Origin of the sequence: Stenotrophomonas sp. SORGH_AS_0321 (assembly GCF_031453215.1) — a bacterium.
GTDB classification, from domain to species: Bacteria; Pseudomonadota; Gammaproteobacteria; order Xanthomonadales; family Xanthomonadaceae; genus Stenotrophomonas; species Stenotrophomonas chelatiphaga.
Genome location: NZ_JAVIZG010000001.1, coordinates 3921093 through 3940539, shown reverse-complemented (window position 1 = coordinate 3940539; position 19447 = coordinate 3921093). Strand labels below are relative to the sequence as shown.

20 protein-coding genes and 1 pseudogene are annotated in these 19447 nt (G+C 66.9%); 14 read left to right on the top strand and 7 right to left on the bottom strand.

What is annotated here, in order from left to right:
• Positions 1–2: 2 nt before the first annotated feature.
• Positions 3–797 (bottom strand): undecaprenyl-diphosphate phosphatase, encoded by a 795-nt coding sequence (locus QE373_RS17795; protein ID WP_309689176.1) that lies wholly within the window; start codon positions 795–797, stop codon positions 3–5.
• A gap of 225 nt (positions 798–1022) precedes the next feature.
• Between QE373_RS17795 and glnA the strand changes: the two genes are divergently transcribed.
• The 8 genes from glnA to ntrC all read left to right on the top strand — a co-directional run bounded on the left by glnA (position 1023) and on the right by ntrC (position 10023).
• Positions 1023–2432 carry a type I glutamate--ammonia ligase gene (gene glnA / locus QE373_RS17790; protein ID WP_057509241.1) on the top strand — a complete coding sequence of 470 codons (1410 nt, stop codon included), beginning with the start codon at positions 1023–1025 and terminating at the stop codon, positions 2430–2432.
• 313 nt (positions 2433–2745) lie between these two features.
• Positions 2746–3084, top strand: a complete 339-nt coding sequence (locus tag QE373_RS17785) for a P-II family nitrogen regulator (RefSeq protein WP_042614733.1) — start codon at positions 2746–2748, stop codon at positions 3082–3084.
• Positions 3085–3104: 20 nt separating this feature from the next.
• Positions 3105–4532, top strand: coding sequence for an ammonium transporter (gene amt / locus QE373_RS17780; protein ID WP_309689170.1), 1428 nt, complete (start codon positions 3105–3107; stop codon positions 4530–4532).
• Between the two features lie 97 nt (positions 4533–4629).
• The gene (locus QE373_RS17775) at positions 4630–5385 is read left to right on the top strand and encodes an N-acetylmuramoyl-L-alanine amidase (protein WP_309689167.1); all 756 of its coding nucleotides are present in this window, start codon (positions 4630–4632) and stop codon (positions 5383–5385) included.
• Positions 5386–5443: 58 nt separating this feature from the next.
• The gene (locus QE373_RS17770) at positions 5444–5719 is read left to right on the top strand and encodes a hypothetical protein (RefSeq protein ID WP_309689158.1); all 276 of its coding nucleotides are present in this window, start codon (positions 5444–5446) and stop codon (positions 5717–5719) included.
• Between the two features lie 115 nt (positions 5720–5834).
• Entirely contained in the window at positions 5835–7412 is a 1578-nt protein-coding gene (locus QE373_RS17765; RefSeq protein ID WP_309689157.1) for a metallophosphoesterase, read from the top strand.
• Between the two features lie 99 nt (positions 7413–7511).
• A complete protein-coding gene (locus QE373_RS17760; RefSeq protein ID WP_309689155.1) occupies positions 7512–8567 on the top strand; it encodes an ATP-binding protein in 1056 nt (351 codons plus the stop codon).
• Complete coding sequence (gene ntrC, locus QE373_RS17755; protein WP_309689153.1) at positions 8560–10023, top strand: nitrogen regulation protein NR(I); 1464 nt, start codon at positions 8560–8562, stop codon at positions 10021–10023. The genes QE373_RS17760 and ntrC overlap by 8 nt, the downstream gene beginning before the upstream one ends.
• Here the strand turns inward: ntrC and QE373_RS17750 are convergent.
• Complete coding sequence (locus QE373_RS17750) at positions 10017–10274, bottom strand: hypothetical protein (protein ID WP_309689928.1); 258 nt, start codon at positions 10272–10274, stop codon at positions 10017–10019. The genes ntrC and QE373_RS17750 overlap by 7 nt on opposite strands.
• Here QE373_RS17750 and QE373_RS17745 point away from each other — a divergent pair.
• Together QE373_RS17745 and QE373_RS17740 are read left to right on the top strand one after the other, a co-directional pair.
• Positions 10237–10687, top strand: a pseudogene (locus tag QE373_RS17745) (superoxide dismutase family protein). The gene QE373_RS17750 and the pseudogene QE373_RS17745 sit on opposite strands and share 38 nt — an antisense overlap.
• Positions 10688–10732: 45 nt before the next feature.
• Entirely contained in the window at positions 10733–11371 is a 639-nt protein-coding gene (locus QE373_RS17740; RefSeq protein ID WP_057509248.1) for a superoxide dismutase family protein, read from the top strand.
• Between the two features lie 247 nt (positions 11372–11618).
• On the opposite strand, the gene QE373_RS17735 is transcribed toward QE373_RS17740, so the two are convergent.
• Entirely contained in the window at positions 11619–12506 is an 888-nt protein-coding gene (locus QE373_RS17735) for a hypothetical protein (RefSeq protein WP_309689148.1), read from the bottom strand.
• Positions 12507–12599: 93 nt separating this feature from the next.
• Here QE373_RS17735 and QE373_RS17730 point away from each other — a divergent pair, with 93 nt between their 5' ends.
• Positions 12600–13895: an acetyl-CoA C-acetyltransferase gene (locus tag QE373_RS17730; protein ID WP_309689145.1), complete on the top strand. Its 1296-nt coding sequence runs from the start codon at positions 12600–12602 to the stop codon at positions 13893–13895.
• Between the two features lie 282 nt (positions 13896–14177).
• Entirely contained in the window at positions 14178–15140 is a 963-nt protein-coding gene (locus QE373_RS17725; protein ID WP_309683122.1) for a transposase, read from the top strand.
• A gap of 33 nt (positions 15141–15173) precedes the next feature.
• Here the strand turns inward: QE373_RS17725 and QE373_RS17720 are convergent, their stop codons facing one another.
• From QE373_RS17720 to QE373_RS17705, 4 genes are all read right to left on the bottom strand, one after another.
• Positions 15174–15707: a hypothetical protein gene (locus QE373_RS17720; protein ID WP_309689143.1), complete on the bottom strand. Its 534-nt coding sequence runs from the start codon at positions 15705–15707 to the stop codon at positions 15174–15176.
• Positions 15610–16479 (bottom strand): heme biosynthesis HemY N-terminal domain-containing protein, encoded by an 870-nt coding sequence (locus QE373_RS17715; RefSeq protein WP_309689140.1) that lies wholly within the window; start codon positions 16477–16479, stop codon positions 15610–15612. Before QE373_RS17715 ends, QE373_RS17720 begins: the two co-directional genes overlap by 98 nt.
• A complete protein-coding gene (locus QE373_RS17710; protein ID WP_309689138.1) occupies positions 16476–17465 on the bottom strand; it encodes a uroporphyrinogen-III C-methyltransferase in 990 nt (329 codons plus the stop codon). Before QE373_RS17710 ends, QE373_RS17715 begins: the two co-directional genes overlap by 4 nt.
• A gap of 135 nt (positions 17466–17600) precedes the next feature.
• A complete protein-coding gene (locus QE373_RS17705; RefSeq protein WP_309689136.1) occupies positions 17601–18395 on the bottom strand; it encodes a uroporphyrinogen-III synthase in 795 nt (264 codons plus the stop codon).
• Between the two features lie 35 nt (positions 18396–18430).
• On the opposite strand from QE373_RS17705, the gene QE373_RS17700 reads away from it, so the two are divergent.
• Both QE373_RS17700 and QE373_RS17695 read left to right on the top strand, forming a co-directional pair.
• Positions 18431–18898, top strand: a complete 468-nt coding sequence (locus QE373_RS17700) for a YiiD C-terminal domain-containing protein (protein WP_057509247.1) — start codon at positions 18431–18433, stop codon at positions 18896–18898.
• A 46-nt stretch (positions 18899–18944) separates the two neighbouring features.
• Positions 18945–19373 (top strand): hypothetical protein, encoded by a 429-nt coding sequence (locus QE373_RS17695; RefSeq protein ID WP_057509229.1) that lies wholly within the window; start codon positions 18945–18947, stop codon positions 19371–19373.
• Positions 19374–19447 lie beyond the last annotated feature (74 nt).

Below are 19447 nucleotides of genomic sequence, written 5' to 3'. Positions count from 1 at the left end.
ATTCAGTTGCCGGCAGGCAACCACAGCAGCAGTCCCGCGCCGAGCAGGATGCGATACACCGCGAAGGCGGTGAATTTGTGTGACTTGATGTAGCCCAGCAGCCACTTCACTACGACGAAGCCGGTGACGACCGCGGCAAGGAAGGCCACGCCGACGTCGGTCCAGTTTTCGCTGGCCAGGTTGCCCTCCTTGGCCAGTTCCAGGAACGCATAGGCGCTGGCCGCGAACATGGTTGGGATGCCGACCAGGAACACGAACTCGGTGGCCGCTGCACGGCGGCTCAGGCCCAGCAGCATGGCCAGGAAGATCGCCGACGCCGAGCGCGACGTGCCCGGGAACACACCGGCCACCACCTGCGCGATGCCCACGCCGATGGCCACCGTCCAGGTCACCTGGTCACGATCAGGCAGGCGTGCGGTATAGGCCTCCACCAGCAGCATCCAGATGCCACCGATGATCAGCGCCCACGCTACCGGGCTCACCGTTTCCGGCAGTTCCCAGCCAGCCAGGCGCACCGGCAGGCCGACCACCGCGGTCACCAGGAAGGCAGCACCCAGCTTCATCACGTAGTCGCGGTTCTCGCGCTGGTGCAGGCCGGTGGCCAGGCTCCACAGACGCTGGCGGAAGACCAGGGTGATGGCGAGGATCGCACCGGCCTGGATGATGATGTTGAAGAAGTCCGAGCGCGCGCCCAGCCAATGCTGGGCGATCAGCAGGTGCCCGGTGCTGGAGATGGGCAGGAACTCGGTGACGCCTTCAAGGATGCCCAGCAGCAGGGCGGAGAGCAGGTCTGACATGGAGAAGGATAGTGGGATGGGCAATGAAAGGTGCCGAAGAGGATAGACCATCTCCTGATGCACCAAGCCAGTGCGCGGTGCTGACAACGCACCACGATGGTGCGTTTTGTTGTGCACCATTCAGGCGTACGCTCATGCAAATCAAAGGCTTGTGAGGGTGCAGAAGTTGGCACGGACATTGCTCTGGTAATCCCAGGCATTCAATTCCAACCGAGGTTCCACCCGATGTCCGTTGAAAACGTTGAGAAGCTGGTCAAGGACAACCAGATCGAGTTCGTCGATCTGCGTTTCGTGGACATGCGTGGCATCGAGCAGCACGTCACCTTCCCGGTCAGCATCATCGAAGCGTCGCTGTTCGAAGAAGGCAAGATGTTCGACGGCAGCTCCATCGCCGGCTGGAAAGGCATCAACGAATCGGACATGGTCCTGCTGCCGGATCCGTCCAGCGCCTACGTGGACCCGTTCTACGCCGACCCGACCATCGTCATCAGCTGCGACATCCTCGACCCGGCCACCATGCAGCCGTACGGCCGTTGCCCGCGCGGCATCGCCAAGCGCGCCGAAGCCTTCCTGAAGTCCAGCGGCATCGCCGAGCAGGCCTTCTTCGGCCCGGAGCCGGAGTTCTTCATCTTCGATTCGGTCCGCTTCGCCAACGACATGGGCAACACCTTCTTCAAGGTCGATTCCGAAGAAGCCGCCTGGAACACCGGTGCCAAGTATGACGGCGCCAACAGCGGCTACCGTCCGGGCGTGAAGGGCGGTTACTTCCCCGTGCCGCCGACCGATTCGCTGCATGACCTGCGCGCGGAAATGTGCAAGACGCTGGAACAGGTCGGCATCGAAGTGGAAGTGCAGCACCACGAAGTGGCCACTGCCGGCCAGTGCGAGATCGGCACCAAGTTCAGCACCCTGGTGCAGAAGGCCGACGAACTGCTGCGCATGAAGTACGTGATCAAGAACGTTGCCCACCGCAACGGCAAGACCGCGACCTTCATGCCCAAGCCGATCGTCGGCGACAACGGCAGCGGCATGCACGTGCACCAGTCGCTGTCCAAGGGCGGCACCAACCTGTTCTCCGGTGACGGCTACGGGGGCCTGAGCCAGCTGGCGCTGTGGTACATCGGCGGCATCTTCAAGCACGCCAAGGCGATCAACGCCTTCGCCAACGCCGGCACCAACAGCTACAAGCGCCTGGTCCCGGGCTTCGAAGCGCCGGTGATGCTGGCCTATTCGGCACGCAACCGTTCGGCTTCGTGCCGCATCCCGTTCGTGACCAACCCGAAGGCGCGCCGCATTGAAATGCGCTTCCCCGATCCGATCCAGTCCGGCTACCTGACCTTCACCGTGCTGATGATGGCCGGCCTGGACGGCATCAAGAACCAGATCGACCCGGGCGCACCGAGCGACAAGGACCTGTACGACCTGCCGCCGGAAGAAGAGAAGCTGATCCCGCAGGTCTGCTCCTCGCTCGACCAGGCGCTGGAAGCGCTCGACAAGGACCGCGAGTTCCTGAAGGCCGGCGGCGTGATGGACGATGATTTCATCGACGGTTACATCGCGCTGAAGATGCAGGAAGTCACCAAGTTCCGTGCGGCCACCCACCCGCTGGAATACCAGTTGTACTACGCCAGCTGAGCACGCGCGGCGGTGGCGGAGGATACCCCTCCCACCTTCGTCATCGCCGCATCTTTTCCGGCTGGGGAGCCGGCAGGGATGAAGCCTGCAACGCTGTAGGAAGTGTTCCATCCGTTCAGGGGCAAGAGAGACCGGACGCGCGTCATGGGCCTACCTCCCTCCCGCGTCGCTGGCTGTGTTTGGAGAGAGACACAGCCGCCAGGGCCCAGACCACGTTCGGCGCAACAGCCACGGCCACCCCATGGGGTGGCCCGTGGTTGCAGACGCCACGGCCTGCATCCGCCGTGGACCCATCCACCATCGGGATATGCGCATGAAACTGATCTCCGCCATCATCCGGCCGTTCAAGCTCGACGAGGTCCGCGAGGCCCTCTCCGACGCTGGCGTGTCGGGCATCACCGTGACCGAAGTGAAAGGCTTCGGTCGCCAGAAGGGCCACACCGAGCTGTACCGCGGCGCCGAGTACGTCGTCGATTTCCTGCCGAAGATCAAGATCGAAACCGTGGTGACCGACGAACGTACCGACGCGGTGATCGAAGCGATCCAGAACGCAGCGGGTACCGGCAAGATCGGCGACGGCAAGATCTTCGTCACGCCTGTCGAACAGGTCATCCGCATCCGCACCGGCGAAATCGGCGCGGACGCGCTGTAACCCACTCGGAGATCCCTCGCATGAAGATTCGACTGTTCGCCGGGTGGCAAGCCCGGTTCCATCTGGTGTGCCTGATGATGCTGCTCAGCGCACTGGCCGTGGGCGCTTTCCCGGGCACTGCCCACGCCCAGGCACAGGTCACCCCGGTGCCGACCGAAGAAGTGGCGGTCGAGCCGCTGGCTGCCGAGCCGGTCGCCGCCCCGGTGGCCGAAGCGGCCGCCGCACCCACCTTCGACCACGGTGACGTGGCCTGGATGCTGACCTCCACGCTGCTGGTGCTGCTGATGGTGGTGCCGGGCCTGGCCCTGTTCTATGGCGGCCTGGTGCGTTCAAAGAACGTGCTGTCCGTACTCAGCCAGATCCTGGTGGTGTTCTCGCTGGTGATCATCCTGTGGGTGGCCTACGGCTACAGCGCGGTGTTCAGCGAAGGCAACCAGTTCTTCGGCTCCTTCACCCAGTTCGCCTTCCTGAAGGGCTTCTCGCCCGACTCGGTCGGCAACACGCCGATCGCCGGCCTGCCGGATTACCTGTTCGTCGCCTTCCAGTCCACGTTCGCCGGCATCACCACCGCCCTGATCGTCGGCGCCTTCGCCGAACGCATCAAGTTCAAGGCGGTGATCCTGTTCTCGATCCTGTGGTTCACCCTCAGCTACATCCCGATGGCGCACATCGTCTGGGGCGGGGGCTACCTGGGCGAAATGGGTGCGATCGATTTCGCCGGCGGCACCGTGGTGCACATCAACGCAGGCGTGGCCGGCCTGGTCGGCGCGTACTTCGTCGGCAAGCGCATCGGCTATGGCCAGACCGCGCTGAAGCCGCACAACGTGGTGTTCACCTATATCGGCGCGATGCTGCTGTGGGTGGGCTGGTTCGGTTTCAACGCCGGCTCGGCCGCTGCCGCCGACACCGTGGCTTCGCTGGCCTTCCTCAACACCATCCTGGCCACGGCCGCGGCGGTGGTGGGCTGGACGCTGGTGGAAGCGATCACCAAGGGCAAGCCGTCCGCACTCGGCGCTGCATCCGGCGCGGTCGCCGGCCTGGTCGGCATCACCCCGGCCTGCGGCACCGTCGGCCCGATGGGCGCGCTGGTCATCGGCGTGGTCTCCGGTGCGCTCTGCGTGTGGGGCGTCACCGGTCTGAAGCGCCTCCTGAAGGTCGATGACACCGCCGATGTGTTCGGCGTGCATGGCATCGGCGGCATCGTCGGTGCACTGCTCACCGCTGTGTTCAGCGCGCAGTCGCTGGGCGGCACCAAGGCCGACCTGGATATCGGCCACCAGGTATGGGTGCAGTTCGTCAGCGTCGCCTTCACCATCGTCTGGTGCGCCGTGGTGACCGCGCTGATCCTGCTGGTGGTCAAGGCGCTGGTCGGCCTGCGTGTCACCGAAGAAGCCGAGCGTACCGGCCTGGACGTGACCTCGCACGGCGAGTCCGCTTACGAGGTCTGATCCACGGCTTTCTGCAGAACAACTTGTTGATGGCGCTTGCATGCGCCGTGACCGGCGGTCCGGGGGCCGCCGGTTTTTTAATGGGTACAATCGGGGCATGACGATGATACGCCCCCTGGCCCTGCTGCTTTCCTGCGCGCTGTTGGCCGCCTGCGCCGGCGCGCCGGTGGAAGAGCGCAATCCGCTGGCGAGCTGGGTGCCATCGGCCAACCACAACGCGCGCATGCCGGTGATCATCGTGTTGCACCACACCGACCAGCACTCCGTGCAGCAGAGCCTGGACACCCTGCGCAGTGCCAACAGCGGGGGCAAGGTCAGCGCGCATTACCTGATCGGCGCCGACGGCAGGCGCTACCAGCTGGTCGCCGATGATCGCCGCGCCTGGCACGCCGGGCCGGGACGCTGGGGCACCATCACCGACCTGAACTCCGCCTCGATCGGCATTGAACTGGACAACGACGGTGACACGCCTTTCAGCCAGGCGCAGGTCCAGTCGTTGATCGTGCTGCTGCAGGATCTCAGCAGCCGCCTGCGGATCCCGCCGTCGCAGGTGATCGGGCATGCCGACCTGGCGCCTTCACGCAAGCAGGACCCCAGCCGCTTCTTCCCGTGGCAGCAGCTGGCGCAGGCCGGTTTCGGCCTCTGGCCACGCGCTGCCGATGGACTGCCGCCGGCCGGCTTCGATGCCTGGCAGGCGCTGGCCGCGTTCGGTTATCCGCTGGACGACCGCGATGCCGCCGTGGGTGCCTTCCATCGTCGCTTCCGCGGCCGCGACGACCTGCCGGCCGTGCTGGATGCCGAAGATGCGCGCATCCTGCATTCGCTGCTGCTGCAGCAACAACCAGCGCTCTGAGGCAAACTCAGCGCCCTTTTTCCAGATTTCCGGGCAGCTGGCCCGGGTAGGACAGTTCATGAACACCGCCAAGAAGTACTACAAGCACCCGGCCGAATCGGACCTGGGCAAGGGCAACGTGCTGATGGAAGCCCGCGGCGAGAAGATCGTGCGCCAGGTGGAGGTCTACGGCCTGCGGGTGGTGTGGGCTGATGCCACCGGACAGAGCGACGACCGTTTCGCGCTGGCCGACCAGCCGTTGTCTTTCTTTGACTTCGACGAAGACGACGAGATCAGCGCCCGCGAATTCGAGAGTGCGTGGAAGAAGGCACGGGACGCCTCCGGTACGCCCTGATCGGTGCGCCAGAGATTGTCTGATTGGGCACAGCGGCACGCGCTGATGGGGCGTGCGTCACCCCCTTGCGAGGCTGGTTGCAGGCGAATTCCGCCTGCCACCCCGGTGTGCCACCATGCAGTCTCCAGTCCCGCGCGCGCTTTGCCTTTCCGTCGTTTTTTGCCTCGCGCTCCCCCCGGCTGCCGTGCTGGCGGCGGACCAGTCCTTCCTGGTCCACTCCGACACGCAGTACGAATGGTTTGACGACGGCAGGAACCCCGACCCCGGCCCCACGCTCAGGGCACAAACCAAGGCGATTGCCTCATGGCTGTCGCTGCACCCGAAAGGAACACCGGTCTTCCTCAACGGCGATGTCACGGCGTACGGACACGGTGACGAATGGAAATTCATGCTCGCCGACCTCGGTCATCGCCTTGTGCCTGATCGATACTGGGGGCTGGGAAACCATGACTACGACAACAACATACGGCAGTCCGATGGCTCAGGCTGCTACAACAACGGATGCGCGCGCGATTCCATTTATCACCTTGATGCGGCAACAAAAAGCTGGGGGCTTGATTCCTTCGACTATCGAACACGTGACGACGGCTTGTTTCGACAGCACATTGGCAGCCTCGCCTACAGCAAGACCATCGGCGACGTAAAATTCATACAGCTGCACAACCACTACTTCTACTCGGTCGAGTTCACCAGCACCGTCCTTCCGAAAACCTATACCTTCAAGATCACCCAATCACTGGACTGGCTGGAGGAAGAGCTCGAAAAGGCCAAGGCGGCGGGCAAGTTGATTGTCATCAACATGCACCGTCCGCCCATGGGTTACGGGAAAGGTCCCGAGGCAGATGCGGCGCGGGCGAAGTTCGCAAAACTGGTCACAGATCATCGCGTGCTTGCCATCTTCCATGGGCATACGCATTCAGTGGGTGTAGGGCGGATGATTGGTGACACCACCAATGTCTTCGATTCCGGTGCCTCGTTCCGGAAGACGTTCATGACCGCGGACATCGATCTGGGCGCCAACGCGCTCAGGGTGTACCAGGCTGCCGACAACAGGATAACCAGGCAGCCGCTGCGCACGGTCGAACTGGTGAAGGTATTCGCGCCAGAGGTGGTGGTCCAGCCCACGCCAGCCGGCGAGGTCGCTGTCAGCTTCCTGTTTGGCGACACGCGACGGGACAAACCAGTGGGCTGGATCAAAGTCCAGCTCAGCGGTGAGCCATCGCCGCGCGAAGGACGGCCCGGCGAGCGGATGGCCGGGCTCGAACCCATGAAGGACTACACGTACGTTCTCACGGCCTATGCCACGCGCGACGGCGAAGAACTGGCCACCTTCACGGGAAGCTTCAACAGCGGATCTGGCAATCATCCTCCTACCCATTTCTGCCTGGAAAAATGGGACTTAGACAACAAAAGCATCACATTACGATGGGAAAGGCCGCGTACCTTCCCGACGCCGGCTTACAGCTTCGTCGAGGGGGCGAGCGTGGACAGCGGTGCGACGTACAGATTCCGCGGACCGAACGACAGCAATCAGGCGAGCACGCGGCAGACGATTTTCTATGCGTTGCACGGCATCACTGACCCGATGCGGGTGAACTACTCCGTCTATTACTGGTCCCCGTCGCACGGCCATACGCCTGCCGCGCTGCTCAAAGGGAAAGACTTCTTCACGGGCGCAGCCTGCCCGCCGTAACCAACGTCGTCCGCCGACGGGCGCATCCCTCGGTGATGCGCTCGTCTTTCCAACCCAAGCCACGTCCATCAATCCGCCGTTTTGCACTACATTGGTGCAATGACTGCGTCCCTGCCGCCCCCCGTCATCGAACAGCTCGGCACGCCGGTCGCCTGGGCCGACGCCGGTGGGCGCATAACCGGCTGCAATCCGGCCTTCGCCCGCTGGCTGGGGGTCAGTGGGCGTCGCCTGGTCGGCCAGCCGCTGGTGGCCTTGGAAGCACAGGGTGATGCGCTGGCCCATTTCCTTGCCCGCGACGAGCGCGACAGTCTGCGCCTGCATCGGTTGGCGCTTGCCCTGCCGGGCGATGGCGCCCGTTTTGCCGAAGGCTGGATGAGCCGCCTGGATGATGGCGGCTGGCTGCTGGAAGCCCACCCGGTGGATGAATTTCCCGGGCTGGACCCCACCCAGGCCCTGCCCAGCGCGCTCAGCGCGGCGCTGAAGGGGCTCGCCCACGAATTGCGCAACCCGCTGGCCGGATTGAAGGGCGCCGCCCAGTTGCTGGCGCGCCGGATCGCCCAGCGCGATGCCGACGAGCGCGAACTGGTGGACCTGATCGGGACCGAAATAGAGCGCCTGAACAGCCTGCTGGACCAATTGCTGTCGCCGGCACCGGCCGCCCCGCACGCCACGTTGAACATCCACGCTGCGCTGGAGCAGGTGCTGCGCCTGGCCGAAAGCGAGGCCGGCTGGGCGGTCAGGCTGCAGCGCGACTACGATCCCAGCATTCCGGAAATCAATGGAGATGCCGATCGCCTCAGCCAGGCGGTGTGGAACCTGGTGCGCAATGCCATCCAGGCCGGGGCCGGTGGCATCACCCTGCGCACGCGGGTGGAACATGGCGTGCGCATCGCCGAGCAGCTCCACCCGCTTGCGCTGCGGCTGGAAATCGCCGACGACGGCCGCGGCGTGCCCGAAGAGCTCGCCGAACACCTGTTCCTGCCGCTGGTGAGTGGCCGCGCCGAGGGCACCGGACTGGGCCTGGCGCTGGCCCAGCAGGTGGCGCGCGAACACCGCGGCACGCTGACCTATCGTTCGCGGCCGGGCCATACCGTATTCACCCTGCTGCTGCCGATCCGCAGCGGCGCCCCCCATGAGGACGTGGCCCATGACTGACGCCCCGCAGCCCGCCCACGCCGGCCAACGGGTCTGGGTGGTCGACGATGACCGCGCCGTGCGCTTCGTGCTGTGCACCGCGCTGCGCGATGCCGGTTACCAGGTGGAAGGTTTCGACAGCGCCGCCGCCGCGCTCGACGCGCTGGCCCGGCAGCCGGTGCCGGCACTGCTGTTCACCGATGTGCGGATGCCGGGCGACCATGGCCTGGTGCTGCTGGACAAACTGAAGGCAGCGCACCCGCAGCTGCCGGTGATCGTGATGTCCGCCTATACCGACGTCGCCAGCACCGCCGGTGCCTTCCGCGGCGGCGCGCACGAATTCCTGTCCAAGCCGTTCGACCTGGACGATGCGGTCGCGCTGGCACGGCGCGCGCTGCCGGGCGCCGAGGCACTGCTGCCCGACGATGCGGAACCGGGTGATGCCGGCCAACCGGACCAGGCGCCGCAGCTGGTGGGGGATACCCCGCCGATGCGCGCCCTGTTCCGTGCCATCGGCAAGTTGGCGCAGGCGCCGCTGGCGGTGTTGATCACCGGCGAAACCGGTACCGGCAAGGAGCTGGTGGCCAGTGCGCTGCATCGCGAATCGCCGCGTTCGCGCGCGCCGTTCGTTGCGCTGAATACCGCTGCCATTCCGGCCGAGCTGCTGGAAAGCGAACTGTTCGGCCATGAAGCCGGTGCCTTCACCGGTGCACAACGGCGCCATGTCGGCCGCTTCGAGCAGGCGGACGGCGGCACCCTGTTCCTGGATGAGATCGGTGACATGCCGCTGGCCCTGCAGACGCGCCTGCTGCGCGTGCTGGCCCAGGGCGAATTTTTCCGCGTGGGCGGCCGCGAACTGATCCATGTCGACGTGCGCGTGGTCGCCGCTACCCACCAGGACCTGGAAGGCTTGGTCGGGCAGGGGCGCTTCCGTGCCGACCTGCTGCACCGGCTGGACGTGGTGCGCCTGCAGTTGCCGCCGCTGCGTGAGCGCCGCGACGATATCGCCCAGCTCGCCAGCACCTTCCTGGCAGCGGCATCGCACAAGCTCGATGGTGCGCCCAAGCGGCTCACTGCTGCCGCACTGCAGGCGCTGCGCGAGCACGACTGGCCGGGCAACGTGCGCGAGCTGGAAAACGTCTGTTGGCGTATGGCTGCGCTGGCCGCCAGCGATACCATCGGCGCGGCTGACGTGGAGATGGCCCTGAACCGGGGCGGCCCGCGCAGCAGCGCCCGCACCGGCAGCGGCGATCCCAGCCAGTGGGAGGCACTGCTGTCGCAATGGGCGCGGCAACGGCTGGCCGAAGGGGCCGAGGGCCTGCACGCGCAGGTGCGCGAGCGCGTCGACCATGCGCTGCTGGACGCCGCCCTGCAGATCACCCACGGCCGGCGCGCCGAAGCGGCCGCACGGCTGGGGCTGGGCCGCAACACGCTGACCCGCAAGCTGGGCGCCGGTCGCCGGCGTGGCAGTCACTGAACCTGTTTCCAAAGCTCCCTGTGCACGGTCCACACATGGCGTTGATGCGTCGTGGACAGGGGGGACCGTAACGTGCGTCGCAAGGAGTCCACGATGTCTTCGATCCGCCTGATCCTGCCGGCTGCCGCCGGCCTGTTGTTGGTTGCCTGCGGCACCACGCCGCCGCCGCCCGCTGCGCCGCCGGTGGCGGTAAGCGTGGTGAGTACCGCGAAGATGGCCGAGAGCAATCTTTCGCCGGCGTCGGCCAGCATCGTCAGCGGTCGCCTGGCGCTGGTGCCCGAAGCCGGCGGCGTACATGTGACTGGCGTGATCGGCGGCCTGCAGCCGTTGCAGCAGCCCGGCTTCCACGTGCATGAGCGTGGTGACTGCAGTGCCGTGGATGCCAGCAGCGCCGGGCAATCATTTCAACCCGACCCAGCAGCCGCATGGCGCGCCGGGAACCGGACCGCACCACCTTGGCGACATGCCCAACCTGCGCGCCGATGCGCAGGGCCGGGCCAACGTCGACATCCACCTGCGAGGCGCTACCCTTGGGGGTGGCGCCGCCAACGACATCGCCGGTCGTGCACTGATCGTGCACGCCCAACCAGACGATCATCGCAGCCAGCCCGCCGGCAACGCCGGCGCACGCATCGCCTGCGGCCTCATCCGCATCACCCGGTAGCCCCCGGCTGCAGGCCCTGCACCCCGTCACATGGAGAACCATCCGATGCGCCTGATCCACACTTCGCTGTTCGTTGCCGTCGCCGCCCTTGGCCTGAGCGCCTGCAACAAGCAGCCGGAAAACGCGACCGATACCGTCGCCCCGGCGACCCCCGCCGAAGCCACCGCCACCACCACCCCGGCCGAAGCGCCGCCGCCGATGACCGGCCCGACTGCGGACACCGCCGCCACGGCCACCGCCGTTGCCGAACTGGCACCGACCCAGGGCAATGAAACCAAGGGCTCGGTCAGCTTCAAGCTGGTCGACGGCCGCGTCCACGTCACCGGCCAGGTCACTGGCCTGAAGCCGGGCAGCGAGCACGGCTTCCACATCCACGAAAAGGGTGACTGCAGCGCGCCGGACGGCAACAGCGCCGGCGGCCACTTCAATCCAGGCACCCAGGACCACGGCAGCGTCGCCAGCGAACCGCACCACGGCGGCGACATGCCCAACATCACCGCCAACGCCGAAGGCGTAGCGACCATCGACGCCCCGGTGTCGACCAACGTCAACATCGGCAAGGGTGACGGCTTCGACATCATCGGCCGCGGCCTGATCGTCCACGCCGACGCCGACGACTACAAGACCCAACCCACCGGCAACGCCGGCGCCCGCCTCGCCTGCGCAGTAATCAAAGCCCCATAAGCCCCTCGTAACAACGCAGCAACCCGCAAACAGGAACGCCGGCGAAAGCCGGCGTTCTGCTTTTCAAATCTTCTCCCCGACGCCGGCGACCGCCATCTGTCAGAGGAGGGGAAGGGCAGGCCAGTGCAGGACCGTCTGTTGCCATGGATGGCAACAGCGAGCCCCCACGGACGGGTTTACGGCGTGTCCTGCACTGGCCTGCCCTTCCCCTCAACCCATGAAAACAGCGGCGCCGAGCGGCAGAAAATCACCGTTCCAACAACGCCCGCGCATCCTGCCCCGCCTCGCAATGCACGAACAACACCGGCACCCCATGCGCCTCCAACACCGCCGCCATCTGCCGCTGCCGCATCAGGTACTGCTCATACACGCCCTTCAACTGCTCGCAGTCATTGCGCCCGTGCGCGTAGTACGTGCACCAGCCCGCAGGATCGAACAGCGCCATCCGCGCCTCGCCCTGCGTATAACGCAGCAACGGCTCCGGCGCCGCATCCAGCCACTCATCCTGGCCCGGCGCCATGATCGCCGTCTCGATCAGCGGCCATAGCACCGCCAGCCCCTGGTTGTCGTACTGCATCGACATCATCGCCGCGAGATCGTTCACGGTGAAATAGCGCGCATGTTCCACGCGCGCACCGAACGCCCTCTGCGCCAGCAGCGCGGTGTCGGCGTGCGCCATGCCCTCGGCCAGCAGCACCGTTTCCAGCGCATCGGACACCGCCGCCGTGGTGGCCGCATCGGTGCCGGTCAGCAGGAACGGCAGCACGCGCAGGCCGCCGCCCTTCAGCGTGTCATCGGCCTGGAACGGCAGCGGCACATCGCCATTGGCATCGGCACCGAAGGCCAGCAGGCGCGGGCCCTGGCTGCGGCCCGGCGCGCGCATCTGCAGCTCTTCCAGCCGGCGATGGATCGGCCAGCCCGGGCGCAGCACTTCGGCCGGGTCGAAATGCGCCGCTGCGAACACCAGGTCCAGCGCGCTGGCCTGCGGCACCAGCTTGGCCAGGTCGCGGCCGATACGCTCGGCCAGCTCGCCGGATTGGTCGGCGCTGAGTGCGGCCTGCGTGGGCGACTGCCCATCGGCGAGCTCAAGGGCCAGGACGCCGATGGCGTTCATGGCGGGGTCGGTTTTGCTCATGGTTTCACGGTTGGCCCATCACAGGGCGGCAGCTACACTTGGGACCATTATGCCTGCCATGTCGTGCAGGCCATGTTGCAGACACCCTATCCCATGCCAGGTATGTCCATGCCCAACGCCCGACCCGTCGCCATCCTCGGTGGCGTCCGTATTCCGTTCTGCCGCCAGAACACCGCGTACTCGGATGTCGGCAACCTCGGCATGTCGGTACGTACGCTCGGCGCCCTTGTCGAACGGTTCGGCCTGCATGGCCAGCAGCTCGGTGAAGTGGCGATGGGGGCGGTGATCAAGCACTCCAGTGACTGGAACCTCGGCCGCGAGGCCGCGCTGTCCTCGGGGCTGTCCCCGCTGACCCCGGGCATCACCCTGCAGCGCGCCTGCGGCACCTCGCTGGACACCATCATCGCGGTGGCCAACAAGATCGCGCTGGGCCAGATCGAGTCCGGTATCGGCGGCGGTTCGGACACCACCTCCGACGTGCCGATCGTCTACGGCAAGAAGCTGCGCGCGCGACTGCTGGCCGCCAACCGGGCCAAGAGCACCGGCGACAAGATCCGCGCGCTGACCCGCGGCTTCAAGTTCTCAGAGTTCAAGCCCGAGTTCCCCGGCGTGGCCGAGCCACGCACCGGCAAGAGCATGGGCGACCATTGCGAAGACATGGCCAAGGAATGGAACATCTCGCGTGATTCGCAGGATGAGTGGGCGGTGTCTTCGCACCGCAAGCTGGCCGCCGCCTACGAGCGCGGCTTCTTCAACGACCTGATCGCCCCGTTCCGTGGCGTGGAGCGCGACAACATCCTGCGTGCGGACACCTCGCTGGAAAAGCTGGCCACGCTGAAGCCGGCCTTCGACAAGGTCTCCGGCCGCGGCACGCTGACCGCTGCCAATTCGACCCCGCTGACCGATGGCGCCTCCGCGGTGCTGCTGGCCAGCGAAGAATGGGCGCGCGCGCACGGCCACGAGCCGCTGGCCTACCTGCGTGACTCGCAGGTCGCGGCGGTCGATTTCGTGCATGGCGAGGGCCTGCTGATGGCCCCGACCGTGGCCGTGCCGGAAATGCTCAAGCGCAACGGCCTGACCCTGCAGGATTTCGATATCTATGAAATCCACGAAGCGTTTGCCGCGCAGGTGCTGTGCACGCTGCGCGCCTGGGAGAGCGAGGACTACTGCCGCAACCGCCTGGGCCTGGACGCCCCGCTGGGCCGCATCGATCCGGAAAAGATCAACCCGCTGGGTTCGTCGCTGGCCACCGGCCATCCGTTCGCGGCAACCGGTGCGCGGGTGATCGCCACGGCGGCCAAGCAGCTGGCCGAGCGCGGCGGTGGCCGTGCGCTGGTGTCGATCTGCACCGCCGGCGGCATGGGCGTGGTGGCGATCGTCGAACGCTGACCCGCGTGATCCGGTAGCGCCGAGCCATGCTCGGCGAGCCGGGAGCCGCATACGCCGAGCATGGCTTGTATGTTCCTTCCGGGCCCTAGCTGGTTAAGTAGGGCCAGGGTGGAGGGACCGTCAACATGACATCTGCGGATAGCAGCCGACAGACGCGCCGAGCGATCCCCATCCCGCACCTTAACGTCGATAAAGGATCTAGCGGCCTTGACCGCCGATGTAGGCAAGCCAACGTGGTGCGGTACCACCCCAGCCCTTCAACAATAGCTGGGAGTTGCGGAAATGTCAGATCATTTGGATGTCGGAGTCGATGTCGACTCAAAGACCTTGATGGTGGCGGTGCACGGCGTGGAAGGCAGTCGCCGGATCGACAATTCAGCTACAAGCATCAAGGCGTGGCTGGCTGAGCTGCCGGCCGGTTGCCGGATCGGGCTGGAGGCAACCAACCGGTACCACGAGCTGCTGGTTCAGCACGCCCAGCACGCCGGCCACACGGTATTTGTGCTCAATCCCCGTGATATCAAGCATTACGCCAAAGGCGTTGCCCAGCGGGGCAAGACCGATGCCGGTGATGCCCAGGTCATTGCCCGCTATGTGGCCAAGGAAGGCGACGAGCTTCATGAATACGTATCGCGCAGCCCCCAGCAGGAGCGGCTGCATGTGCTGCTCCAGCAGCGCCAGGCCTTGATCAAGGCCAGGACACAAATCCAGCTTTCGCTGGATGCCAAGTCCACGAAGACGGGCACGTTTTCCGGCATTTTTCGCGCCATTGATGAGGCGATCAAGGCCCAGGACCGCGCTATCCAGCAGGCATCCAGCGCTGGTGAACATGGCGATCTGTATCGCCAGATGCTCACCATTCCAGGCGTCGGTCCAACCGTAGCGGCCTGCCTGACCCATCACATCACGCGCTGGAAATTGGCCAGTGCTGATGCATGGGTTGCCTGCACCGGGCTGGATCCTCGCCCCAATCAATCAGGTGCCCGGGTCGGACGGTGTCACCTGTCCAAACGCGGTAACGCGGGCCTGCGCCAGACGCTGTACATGGCGGCCATGGGCCTGACCCGGGCCAAGGGGGGCAGGCCTTTGTATGAAGCGCTCCGGGCACGCGGCCACAGCAGCACGGCTGCCTTCAACATTCTTGCGCGCAAACTGGCGCGGATAAGCTGGGGCGTGTTCAAAAGCGGGCGGGATTTTGATCCCGCCCTGATGGGAATTGGCGACATCCGCTTCGGGAGTGCTTGACCCAGAACATAGGATCTCGGCGCTACCTCAACGCTACGGAATGCGCGGGAAGCCGTTGTCGTCGCGCGGCCGGTCGGCGTCGTACACCGGCGGCACCGGCGTCATCACCTGGTCTTCCACCGTTGCGCGCGGGGCCACCACGACGGCGGGCTCCGGGCGCACCAGCGCGATGCTGTCTTCGCCGCGCTGCTCGCGCAGTGCGTTGGCCAGGCATTGCGCGGCCAACGTCGTCTCTCCCCGGGCCAGCAGCGAAGCGCCCAGCGCTTCCCATGCCGATGCACCGGCGCCTGCGGCGATCGCCTCGTGCAGCAACACCTCGGCCTCTTCATTGCGGCCCTGTGCCAGTGCCACGCGCCCCTGTGCCAGCAGCAGCGCCGGCGAACCGTCATGCACCCGGCGCCAGCGCACCAGGTTGGATTCGCGGGTCGCCAGCCGCGATGCCGGCAGCGCACCGTACAGCTCCACCAGTTCATCGCTCCAGCGCTGGTCCAGTGCCTGTTCCAGCGCCAGCAGGGCCGGCTCGTCCCAGTCCAGCGCCACCGCACGTGCGGCATAGGCGGAGACCACCGCAGGGTCGGCGCGCAGGGCCTTCGGCGTGGTTTCCCACTGCGCCGCGAGCGCGTTGACGTCGGCGGCTTCCAGCAGCGCCTGTGCCGCCAGCCGGGCTTCCAGCGTGGTCAGGGCATCGGCGGGAAGCACCTTGCTCTGGCGCAGCGCACCCAGCTGACCGTATGCCTCGTGGGCACGGCCGGCGCGGGCCAGCGCTTCGCTGCGCAGCGCACAGACCGCGCGGCGGCAGCGGCTGCAGGTTGGCCGCATCCAGCGTATTGATCGCATCCACCGGCAGATCGTCGGCCAGCAGCTGCTCGGCACGCAGCAGCGCCAGGCTGGTGGCATCGGCCGCGCCCAGGCGTTGCAGGTAGGTCTGGCTGGCGGTGTCGTCACCCCGTGCACGCGCACTGCGCGCTGCATTGGCGAGCGCCACGCCGGTCACTTCCTGGTCCTGTGCGGCGCCGTCGAACAGCTTCTCCGCGCGCTGCCAGTGGCCATGTTCATAGGCCTGCAGGCCATCGACCAGGCGCACGCGGCCCTGCTTGCGGCGATAGCGGCCCCAGGCGCGGAACGGCGAGGCGATCAGGCTCCACAGCAGCCACAGCACCAGCAGCGACACCAGCACCAGCAGCGCAACCTGCGGCAGGGTGCTGCGGTAATCCGTGCCGCCGTAGCGGAAGATCACTTCGCCATACTGGCTGAGTGTGTTGGCGCCCAGCCACTGCGCGCCTACCACGCCCAGTGCAACGGCCAACAGCAGCACGATCAGGGATTGCAACGGCTTCATAACGGGGTCTCTCCATCTCGCAAGGTGCGCAGTTGTTGCAGGGTGCTGCCCAGTTCCGGTGCGCCCAAACGCAGCGGCGCCGAGCGCAATGCACGCAGTTCAGCACGCTGCCTGCGCAGGCCTGGTGAATCCGGCCACAAGCGGGTCATCCCGTGTTCAATCCGGTACAGCGCCTGCTGCAGCGCGGTGCTGTCGCCGCGCTCCACGGCGGCACGCGCCAGGGTCAGCTCCACCTGCAGCGCATCGGCGCCGGCCACGCGCTGGGCATCGGTCAGCGGGCCGCTGAGGCGGCTCGGGGTGATCTGCACGAACGGCGCCAGCGCGATCTCCCACCATGGCCGCACCCGTGCGGCGTCGTCCGGCGATTCCGGGGTGTGCAGCGGCAGGGCCTGCAACGCGTCGGCGAAGCCCGCAAGGCGCTGGCGCACCTCCGCGCGCGGTCCGTTGCCGGCGGCATCGAGCACGTTGCGTTCCTGCAGCAGGGCCTGGCGCAGGTTCAGTCCATCGGCCGAAGGCAGGTCTTCCAGCTGGGTGGCGGCAAGCGCATACAGCCGGCGCGCGCCGGCCAGGTCATCGGCGCCCTCCAGCCGTTGCGCGGCCTGGGTCAGCAGCAGCTCGGCCTCGTCCACGTGCAGCGCATGGCTGTCCTGGCGGGCATCTTCGGCAAGCCGCGCCAGGTTCTCTTCGATCAACGCGCTGCGCTGGCCCAGCCCCAGCACTTCATCGCGCAGCACCCGGTTGGTGCTGGCCGCATCCTGCAGCCGCGCGCTGGCGGCACGCTGGTCGCGACGCAGCGCGTCCACGCTGTCCAGCAGACCCTGCAGGCGCACGGCATCGGCCTGCGATTGCAGGCGGGTCTTTTCCTGCCATTGCTGGAACGCATGCCAGCCCCAGCCGCTGGCCGCGACCAGCAGCAGGACGATGACCAGCGGGACGATCCAGCGCAGCGAGCGCTGCGGCGGGGTAGGTGGGGGGTTCTCAGTCATCGGGACAGCATCCCTGTTGCATGCGCCAGCGGCAAGCAGCGCGAAGGGGGGAGCACCGAGCCCTGCTCGGCAGACCATCGCGCACCTCGGCACGACCTGCCGCCCACCGTTGCGCTAGCCGAGCGTGGCTTGTCGCTACCGGTCCTGCGTCCGGTCAGCGTGCAGGGCAACCGCAGCGGCGGCCATCTGCGCGGCGGTCGGTCCGGCGGCCACCCGCACCGTCGCCAGGCCGAGGGCCCGTGCCTGCAGCGCAAGCCGCTCACTGGCCACCACCACCGCCATGCCTGCCTGCCAGCGCGCCCGCCACGCGGGCGGCAGCTGCGCCCAGACGCGCTCCAGCGCCTCGCCACTGCTGACCGCCAGTACCCACGGCCGTGGGGATCGCGACAGCCGCGCCAGCGCCCGCGCCGGCAGCCGCAAGGGCACACGGCGATACACATCGGCGCGCACCAGCTGGGCACCGCGCGCCTGCAGATCGGCGGCAATCAGCCCGCGTCCACCGGGCGCGGTGACCAGCCCGATGGTCTTGCCCCGCACATCGGCCAGCACGGGCAGCGCCAGCAGGCCCTCGCTGTCCATCCGCGACGGCGCGGTGGCGTGTTCGATGCCGTGCGCCCGCAACGCGCGCAGGGTGCCATCGCCCACTGCCAGCCACGGCCGTTCGGGAGCATTCAGGAACGCATCGCCGGACGAAGCCGCAGCGGCCACCGCGCCGGGGCTGGTGAAGATCACCGCCGATGCCTGCAAGGCCGCGTGTAACGCGCCAGCCCCTGCGGCGTCAGGCCGGCGCTGCAGCCGCCACGGCGACAGGCCGAGCGTACAGGCGCCTGAATGGGCGAGGGCGCAGCGCAGCGCCGCGTGTTGCCCTTGCGGGCGCAACGACACGAATGTCCAACCACACGGTTTCGCATGTTTATCCATTGCCTGCATTATGCGGGCCCGCGTTGTTGCAGGTGTTGTCGCCGATGTCCGTCGAACCCGTTTCCTCCTCACTGCTGGTCCTGCAGGACGTGCTGGACAGCATGCCGCCGGTGCGCGCGATGCAGCTGCGCCTGGAGGGCTATGCCGATGGCCAACTGCAGCTGACCGCGCCGCTGGCGGTGAACGTCAATGACAAGGGCAATGCCTTCGGCGGCAGCCTGGCCTCGGCCATGACCCTGTCCGGCTGGGCCCTGGTGACCCTGCGCCTGCGCCTGGCCGGGTTCGAAGCGGAGGTCTACGTGGCCGACAGCCAGCTGCGCTACCGCGCGCCGGTGTACGGCGACCTGCATGCGCAGGCCCAGATCGACCCGGACAGTGACTGGGACACCTTCCTGTCCACGTTCAAGCAGCGCGGCAAGGCGCGGATCGGCGTGGTCGCGGTGCAGCCCGGTACCGATGGCAAGCCGGCCGCCGAACTCAGCGGTCGTTTCGTTGCCTTCGCCAAAGGGTAGGATGGCGGCTGATGCCTTGGGGAGCAGACCGTTGAAGCACCTGCACATGCGCCGCCTGATCCAGTTGTTGATGCTGTCCAGCCTGCTGGCCGCCTCGTTCATGACGCTGGCCGCCGATTTCAGCCGCAAACAGCGCACGCTGCTGGAAGAAACCCAGAACGCCTATGGGTCAACCATCCGCTGGGGCAGCATGGAAGACGCCGTCAGCTATCTCGACCCCGAACGGCGCAGGACCAACCCACCCACCGAATTCGAGCTCAACCGCTACTCGCAGCTGCGGGTTTCGGCCTACCGCGAGCGCAGCACGGCGTCGTTGCCGGATGGCACGGTGGAGCGCCGGGTGGAAATCGGCGTGATCAACATCAATACCCAGGCCGAGCGCCTGGTCACGGTCGTGGAGCGCTGGCGATGGGATCCGGAGGGCAAGCGCTGGTGGCAGTTCAACGGCCTGCCGGACCTGTGGCAGGGGCACTGACCGCTGCCCTGGCCCTTCCCGGCCGCCCGCCTGTCGCCGGCCGCAATCGCGGCCGGAATCCCGCGCCCATCGCC

Bases quoted from the DNA above. Each gene is read 5' to 3' on its own strand.
- amt (WP_309689170.1), top strand. From the start codon at position 3,105: ATGAAGATTCGACTGTTCGCCGGGTGGCAAGCCCGGTTCCATCTGGTG.
- QE373_RS17785 (WP_042614733.1), top strand. From the start codon at position 2,746: ATGAAACTGATCTCCGCCATCATCCGGCCGTTCAAGCTCGACGAGGTC.
- QE373_RS17730 (WP_309689145.1), top strand. From the start codon at position 12,600: ATGCCAGGTATGTCCATGCCCAACGCCCGACCCGTCGCCATCCTCGGT.
- QE373_RS17715 (WP_309689140.1), bottom strand. From the start codon at position 16,479: ATGAAGCCGTTGCAATCCCTGATCGTGCTGCTGTTGGCCGTTGCACTG.
- QE373_RS17740 (WP_057509248.1), top strand. From the start codon at position 10,733: ATGCGCCTGATCCACACTTCGCTGTTCGTTGCCGTCGCCGCCCTTGGC.
- QE373_RS17700 (WP_057509247.1), top strand. From the start codon at position 18,431: ATGTCCGTCGAACCCGTTTCCTCCTCACTGCTGGTCCTGCAGGACGTG.
- glnA (WP_057509241.1), top strand. From the start codon at position 1,023: ATGTCCGTTGAAAACGTTGAGAAGCTGGTCAAGGACAACCAGATCGAG.
- QE373_RS17795 (WP_309689176.1), bottom strand. From the start codon at position 797: ATGTCAGACCTGCTCTCCGCCCTGCTGCTGGGCATCCTTGAAGGCGTC.
- ntrC (WP_309689153.1), top strand. From the start codon at position 8,560: ATGACTGACGCCCCGCAGCCCGCCCACGCCGGCCAACGGGTCTGGGTG.
- QE373_RS17770 (WP_309689158.1), top strand. From the start codon at position 5,444: ATGAACACCGCCAAGAAGTACTACAAGCACCCGGCCGAATCGGACCTG.
- QE373_RS17775 (WP_309689167.1), top strand. From the start codon at position 4,630: ATGACGATGATACGCCCCCTGGCCCTGCTGCTTTCCTGCGCGCTGTTG.
- QE373_RS17765 (WP_309689157.1), top strand. From the start codon at position 5,835: ATGCAGTCTCCAGTCCCGCGCGCGCTTTGCCTTTCCGTCGTTTTTTGC.
- QE373_RS17760 (WP_309689155.1), top strand. From the start codon at position 7,512: ATGACTGCGTCCCTGCCGCCCCCCGTCATCGAACAGCTCGGCACGCCG.
- QE373_RS17695 (WP_057509229.1), top strand. From the start codon at position 18,945: ATGCGCCGCCTGATCCAGTTGTTGATGCTGTCCAGCCTGCTGGCCGCC.
- QE373_RS17725 (WP_309683122.1), top strand. From the start codon at position 14,178: ATGTCAGATCATTTGGATGTCGGAGTCGATGTCGACTCAAAGACCTTG.
- QE373_RS17750 (WP_309689928.1), bottom strand. From the start codon at position 10,274: ATGCTGGCCGACGCCGGCGAAAGATTGCTCTCGGCCATCTTCGCGGTA.
- QE373_RS17705 (WP_309689136.1), bottom strand. From the start codon at position 18,395: ATGCAGGCAATGGATAAACATGCGAAACCGTGTGGTTGGACATTCGTG.
- QE373_RS17710 (WP_309689138.1), bottom strand. From the start codon at position 17,465: ATGACTGAGAACCCCCCACCTACCCCGCCGCAGCGCTCGCTGCGCTGG.
- QE373_RS17735 (WP_309689148.1), bottom strand. From the start codon at position 12,506: ATGAGCAAAACCGACCCCGCCATGAACGCCATCGGCGTCCTGGCCCTT.